We start from the raw sequence: 5773 nt of genomic DNA, 5'->3' as shown, positions 1-5773 counted from the left end.
TGTCGAATCGTCGCACCGCCTGCGTTGGGCTGCGAAGCGGCCCCAGTAAAGGCACTGCATTTTTCCTGAAAGAACTCAGCGACTGGGTTTGGGGCTGCTTCGCAGCCCAACGCAGGGCAAGCCTGCTCGCCACAGTGGAGCGCATTCTCCAGTAGGGGCTGGCTTGAACTCATCATGCTTTCAGCCAACCTCGCCAGCCCTTATAGTTGCCCCATTCCCGCTTTATTCGAGACGCCCCATGAGTGAGCCCACGCCGTACATCTTCGACGCCACCACTGCTACGTTCGACCAGGCAGTGATTCAGAACTCATTCGAAAAACCCGTGCTGGTGGATTTCTGGGCCGAGTGGTGCGCGCCGTGCAAGGCATTGATGCCGATGCTGGCGAAAATTGCCGAGAGTTATCAGGGCGAGTTGCTGCTGGCCAAGGTCGATTGCGAGGCCGAGCAGGACATCGTCGCGCGTTTTGGCATTCAAAGCCTGCCCACGGTGGTGCTGTTCAAGGACGGCCAGCCGGTGGATGGATTTGCCGGGGCACAACCGGAGTCGGCCGTGCGAGCGATGCTCGAGCCCCACGTGAAGATGCCGCCACCGAAGGCGGCTGACCCGCTGGAACAGGCCCAGGCGTTGTTTGCCGAAGGCCGTATCAGCGATGCAGAGGCCGTGCTGGTGGCGCTGCTGGGCGAGGACAACACCAATGCTGGCGCGCTGATTCTGTATGCACGCTGCCTGGCCGAACGCGGCGAACTGAGCGAAGCCCAAACCGTGCTCGACGCGGTGAAAAGCGACGACCACAAAGCCGCCCTCGCCGGCGCCAAGGCGCAAATCACCTTCCTGCGCCAGGCCGCCGACCTGCCGGATGCCGCCGACTTGAAAAGCCGCCTGGCGCAAGACCCGCAGGACGATGAAGCAGCCTATCAGCTGGCGATTCAGCAACTGGCGCGGCAGCAATACGACGCCGCGCTGGAAGGCCTGCTCAAGCTGTTTATCCGCAACCGCAGCTACAGCGAAGGCCTGCCGCACAAGACGTTGCTGCAGGTGTTCGAACTGCTGGGCAATGACCACCCGCTGGTCACGATGTACCGTCGCAAGTTGTTCGCCGCGCTGTATTAATCGCCGATCCAGCTGTACAGCGGCGTATCCCCGCCGCTGGCCACTTTCACACTGGCACTGTGGCGCAGCCGTACCAGCAGGCGTTTGCCTGAGGCTGCATCACCGGCCAAGCCTTCAAGCTGATCAAGCAACTCAAGCCCATCGAGTTGCCCGGCCTTGCGCAACAGATCCTGGGCGTTCTGCCACAAATCATCGTTGTGTTTGGCCGGCGCAACAGCCGGCGCGCTCGGCGCCGGTGTTGCCTGCAAGTGCTCGCCCAGGCGCGCCCAATCGCCGTCATCGAGTTCCAGGGTCAAATCCACCGGCAAGTCACCGACGGTTCCACGAATTCGCAACATCGCTCTTACTCCCGCAGTTTTCCGACCCGCATGCTCCCACGCGACTTGCGCAACGCCAAGCGGGCGTTCAAACTGACGCGAATATTGTTATAAGATCACATAACAAAACTTTCATCTTATGGAGCCTTCTCATGCGCCGTCTGCTGCTTGCCTTGCCGTTTGCCCTGCTGCCCCTGGCCATCGCCCACGCCGCCGATGAACACGATCATGAGCATGAACACGGCAGCCTCGGTGCCCATGAGCATGGTGTCGGCCGCCTCAATGCGGTACTCGACGGCCAGGCGCTTGAGCTGGAATTCGACAGCCCGGCCATGAACCTTGTGGGCTTTGAACACAAGGCCACCACGCCTGCCGACAAAGCCAAGGTCGCCGCCGCACGCAAGCAGCTGGAAAACCCACAGGCGCTGTTCAAGCTGCCCAAATCTGCCGGTTGTGTGATCAGCACCCAGGAACTCAACAGCCCGCTGTTTGGCGATAAGCCTGAAGCCGACCATGATGAGGACGATGACGACCACGCCACCGACGGCAAAGGCGCTGCCGCCCACGAACATCATCACGACCACAGCGAAATCCACGCGCACTACCAGTTCACCTGCGCCACGCCGACCGCGCTGAGCAACCTCGACCTGACCCAAGTGTTCAAGAACTTCCCTGCCACCCAGAAGATTCAGGTACAACTGATCGGCCCAAGTGGCCAGCAAGGTGTTGAAGCGACGGCCACGACCGCCACTCTTAAATTCTGATTTGAAGCACGGTCAATGTGGGAGCTGGCTTGCCTGCGATAGCGGTATAACAGACACATCGATATTGAATGTGCCGCCGTCATCGCAGGCAAGCCAGCTCCCACATGGGATCGGTGCCATCATCCAAATCAAACCAGACCACTGATGCCCTATGACCCAAGCACTGATCGAACTGTCTGACCTGGGCTTCAACTGGCCCGGCCACCCGCAGTTGCTGGATATCCCCGCGTTCCGCCTGGAAGCGGGGGAAACCTTGTTTCTCAAAGGCCCGAGCGGCAGTGGCAAAACCACCTTACTCGGGCTGTTGGGCGGCGTGCAGAAACCCAGCCGTGGCAGCATTCGCCTGCTCGGCCAGGAGCTGACCGAACTCTCGGCCGGTGCCCGCGACCGCTTCCGCGTCGATCACACCGGCTATATTTTTCAGCAATTCAACCTGCTGCCGTTTCTCTCAGTGCGCGAGAACGTCGAACTGCCGTGTCACTTTTCCAGGCTGCGTGCGCAGCGGGCAACTCGGCGTCACGGCAGCGTCGACCAGGCCGCCGCGACCTTGCTGGCGCATTTGGGCTTGAAGGACAAAGACCTGCTGGAACGCCGTGCCGACTCGCTGTCCATCGGCCAGCAACAACGCGTTGCCGCCGCCCGCGCGCTGATCGGCCAACCGGAACTGGTAATCGCCGACGAACCCACCTCGGCCCTCGATTACGACGCCCGCGAAGCGTTCATTCAGCTGCTGTTCGCCGAATGCCGCGAAGCAGGCGCCAGTCTGTTATTTGTCAGCCATGACCAGAGCCTCGCGCCGCTGTTCGACCGCCACCTGTCGCTGGCCGAACTCAATCGCGCCGCCACGCCCGCAGAGGTTTGAGATGTATCTGTTCCGTCTAGCCATGGCCAGCCTGGCTAACCGCCGCTTTACCGCGATTCTCACTGCCTTCGCCATCGCCCTTTCGGTGTGCCTGTTACTCGCCGTAGAACGCGTGCGCGTAGAGGCGCGCAACAGTTTCGCCAGCACCATCAGTGGCACTGACCTGATCGTTGGCGCCCGCTCCGGCTCGGTCAACTTGCTGCTGTATTCGGTGTTCCGCATCGGCAACGCCACCAATAACATCCGTTGGGACAGCTTCGAGCACTTCGCCGCCAGCCCGCAGGTGAAATGGGCGATCCCGATTTCCCTCGGCGACTCGCACCGTGGCTATCGTGTGATGGGCACCAACGCGTCCTACTTCGAGCATTACCAATATGGCCGCAAGCAGAACCTCGAACTGGCCAGCGGCCGCGCTTTCGCCACTGACCCATTTGAAGTGGTGCTCGGCGCCGAAGTGGCGGATGCGCTGCACTACAAGCTCGGCGACAAGCTGGTGCTGGCCCACGGTGTAGCAGTGGTTAGCCTGGTCAAACACGACGACAAACCGTTTACCGTGGTCGGCATTCTCAAGCGCACCGGCACGCCGGTGGACCGCACGCTGCACATCAGCCTCGGCGGTATGGAGGCGATCCATATCGACTGGCACAACGGCGTGCCGGCCCAGGGCAAAGGCCGTATCAGTGCCGACCAGGCACGCAATATGGACCTCACGCCGCAAGCGATCACTGCGTTTATGCTCGGCCTGAACAACAAGATTTCCACCTTCGCGCTGCAACGCGAGATCAATGAGTTCCGAGGCGAGCCGATGCTGGCGATCCTGCCCGGCGTGGCGCTGCAAGAGCTGTGGAGCATGATGGGCACCGCCGAAAAAGCGCTGTTCGTGATCTCGCTGTTCGTGGTTCTGACGGGCTTGATCGGCATGCTTACGGCAATCCTCACCAGCCTCAATGAACGCCGCCGCGAGATGGCGATTTTGCGCTCGGTGGGCGCACGGCCGTGGCACATTGCGACACTGCTGATCTTCGAAGCCTTCGCGCTGGCTTTGTCGGGCGTCGTGGCGGGCGTGGGTCTGCTGTACGTGTGCATCGCCGCGTCGCGCGGGTATTTGCAGGCCAACTACGGCCTGGACCTGCCGATGTCGTGGCCGAGCGAATATGAATGGACCTTGCTCGCCGGTATCCTGGCCGCTGCGCTGTTGATGGGCAGCGTGCCCGCGTGGCGCGCCTATCGGCAATCGTTGGCCGATGGCCTGTCCATACGTTTATGAGGAAGCTGTCGATGCATCGTGCCCTGTTTGCGCTGTTGCTGCTGGTGGTGGTGCCCGCCTGGGCCGACGAGCAGCCCAAGGACCTGTCGTGGCAGGAAATGATCCCGCCGGACGCGCCGCCGGAAGTCCCCAACATGAAACCGCTGCACGACCTGTCGAACATGGCCGATGCGCTTTCGGTCGAGGCCGCGCCTGCGGCCAAACAGGAACTGCCCAACGCGCCGGTGGTGCAGAGCCTTAACGGCAAGCACATCCGTTTGCCGGGCTATATCGTGCCGCTGGAAGTCAGCGAAGAAGGCCGCACCACCGAGTTTTTGCTGGTGCCGTATTTCGGCGCGTGCATCCACGTACCGCCGCCGCCGTCGAACCAGATCGTGCATGTAAAAAGCGAAGTCGGCGTGAAGCTTGATGAGCTGTATCAGCCGTATTGGATCGAAGGTGCGATGCAGGTCAAGCCGTCTTCCAGTGAGCTGGCCGACGCCGGTTACCAGATGGATGCCGAGAAGATTTACGTCTACGAACTGCAGGAGTAACGCTGATCGAGCTTTCATTGAGCTGAGTCAAAAGATCGGACGGAACGATCTTTACCATTGGACGTACAACTTTTAAACGTCCTTTTGGAGCTCCCATGAACAAGTCTCTGCTCGGCGCGTCCCTCTTCGCGCTCGCCCTCGCCGCCCCTGTCGCACACGCTCACGAAGCCGGCGATATTCTGATTCGCGCCGGTGCAATCACCGTGAACCCGAAAGCAGACAGCGGCCATGTGAAGGTTGACCAGGGGCCATTGGCCGGCACCAACCTGGGCGGCAAGGCGACCATGAGCAGCGACACCCAACTGGGCCTCAACTTCGCCTACATGATCACCAACCACATCGGTATCGAACTGCTGGCCGCCACGCCGTTCGAGCATGACGTGAAGATCAAGAACACCGCCCTGGGCGCCGCCAACGGCAAGCTCGGTACGCTCAAGCACCTGCCGCCGACCTTGAGCGTCGTGTACTACCCGCTGGACAACAAGTCCGCGTTCCAGCCGTATGTAGGCGCCGGTATCAACTACACCTGGATCTACGACGAGCACGTTGGCAGCCGCGCCGAACAAGCTGGCTTCAGCAACTTCAAGGCTGAAAACTCCTGGGGCTGGGCCGCGCAGATCGGCGCCGACTACATGATCAACGACAAGTGGATGATCAACGCCCAGGCGCGCTACATCGACATCAGCACCAAGGCGACTGTGGATAACAATGCGCTGGGCCAAGGCACACGCGCCAAGGTCAATGTGGATGTTGACCCGATGGTTTACATGGTGGGTATTGGTTACAAGTTCTAAACAACACGGCATATGCCAATGTGGGAGCTGGGCTTGTGTGGGAGTCGGGCTTGCCCGCGATACAGGCACCTCGGTGTATCAGTGATACCGCGGTGATGCTATCGCAGGCAAGCCAGCTCCCACAC

7 protein-coding genes are annotated in these 5773 nt (G+C 61.0%); 6 read left to right on the top strand and 1 reads right to left on the bottom strand.

Features of this window, described 5'->3' with window-relative positions; genetic code table 11:
* Positions 1-238: 238 nt before the first annotated feature.
* Positions 239-1111: a thioredoxin gene (gene trxA / locus FEM54_RS22485; protein ID WP_138453103.1), complete on the top strand. Its 873-nt coding sequence runs from the start codon at positions 239-241 to the stop codon at positions 1109-1111.
* Here the strand turns inward: trxA and FEM54_RS22480 are convergent.
* Positions 1108-1449, bottom strand: a complete 342-nt coding sequence (locus tag FEM54_RS22480) for a hypothetical protein (RefSeq protein WP_138453101.1) — start codon at positions 1447-1449, stop codon at positions 1108-1110. The two genes, trxA and FEM54_RS22480, sit on opposite strands and share 4 nt — an antisense overlap.
* A gap of 131 nt (positions 1450-1580) precedes the next feature.
* Here FEM54_RS22480 and FEM54_RS22475 point away from each other — a divergent pair, with 131 nt between their 5' ends.
* The 5 genes from FEM54_RS22475 (at position 1581) to FEM54_RS22455 (ending at position 5648) form a co-directional block, all read left to right on the top strand.
* A complete protein-coding gene (locus tag FEM54_RS22475; protein ID WP_138453099.1) occupies positions 1581-2192 on the top strand; it encodes a DUF2796 domain-containing protein in 612 nt (203 codons plus the stop codon).
* 151 nt (positions 2193-2343) lie between these two features.
* Positions 2344-3054, top strand: a complete 711-nt coding sequence (locus tag FEM54_RS22470) for an ABC transporter ATP-binding protein (protein ID WP_138453097.1) — start codon at positions 2344-2346, stop codon at positions 3052-3054.
* Position 3055: 1 nt separating this feature from the next.
* Entirely contained in the window at positions 3056-4321 is a 1266-nt protein-coding gene (locus tag FEM54_RS22465; RefSeq protein WP_056861908.1) for an ABC transporter permease, read from the top strand.
* An 11-nt stretch (positions 4322-4332) separates the two neighbouring features.
* Positions 4333-4854: a DUF3299 domain-containing protein gene (locus tag FEM54_RS22460; protein ID WP_017135984.1), complete on the top strand. Its 522-nt coding sequence runs from the start codon at positions 4333-4335 to the stop codon at positions 4852-4854.
* A 95-nt stretch (positions 4855-4949) separates the two neighbouring features.
* On the top strand, positions 4950-5648 hold the full coding sequence (locus FEM54_RS22455) for an OmpW/AlkL family protein (RefSeq protein WP_017135983.1): 699 nt from the start codon (positions 4950-4952) through the stop codon (positions 5646-5648).
* The last annotated feature ends 125 nt before the right edge of the window (positions 5649-5773 follow it).

Origin of the sequence: Pseudomonas edaphica (assembly GCF_005863185.1) — a bacterium.
In the GTDB taxonomy this organism is placed as follows: Bacteria; Pseudomonadota; Gammaproteobacteria; order Pseudomonadales; family Pseudomonadaceae; genus Aquipseudomonas; species Aquipseudomonas edaphica.
The sequence above is the reverse complement of the archived record's forward strand: the minus strand, read 5'-3'. Positions and strand labels throughout refer to the sequence as shown.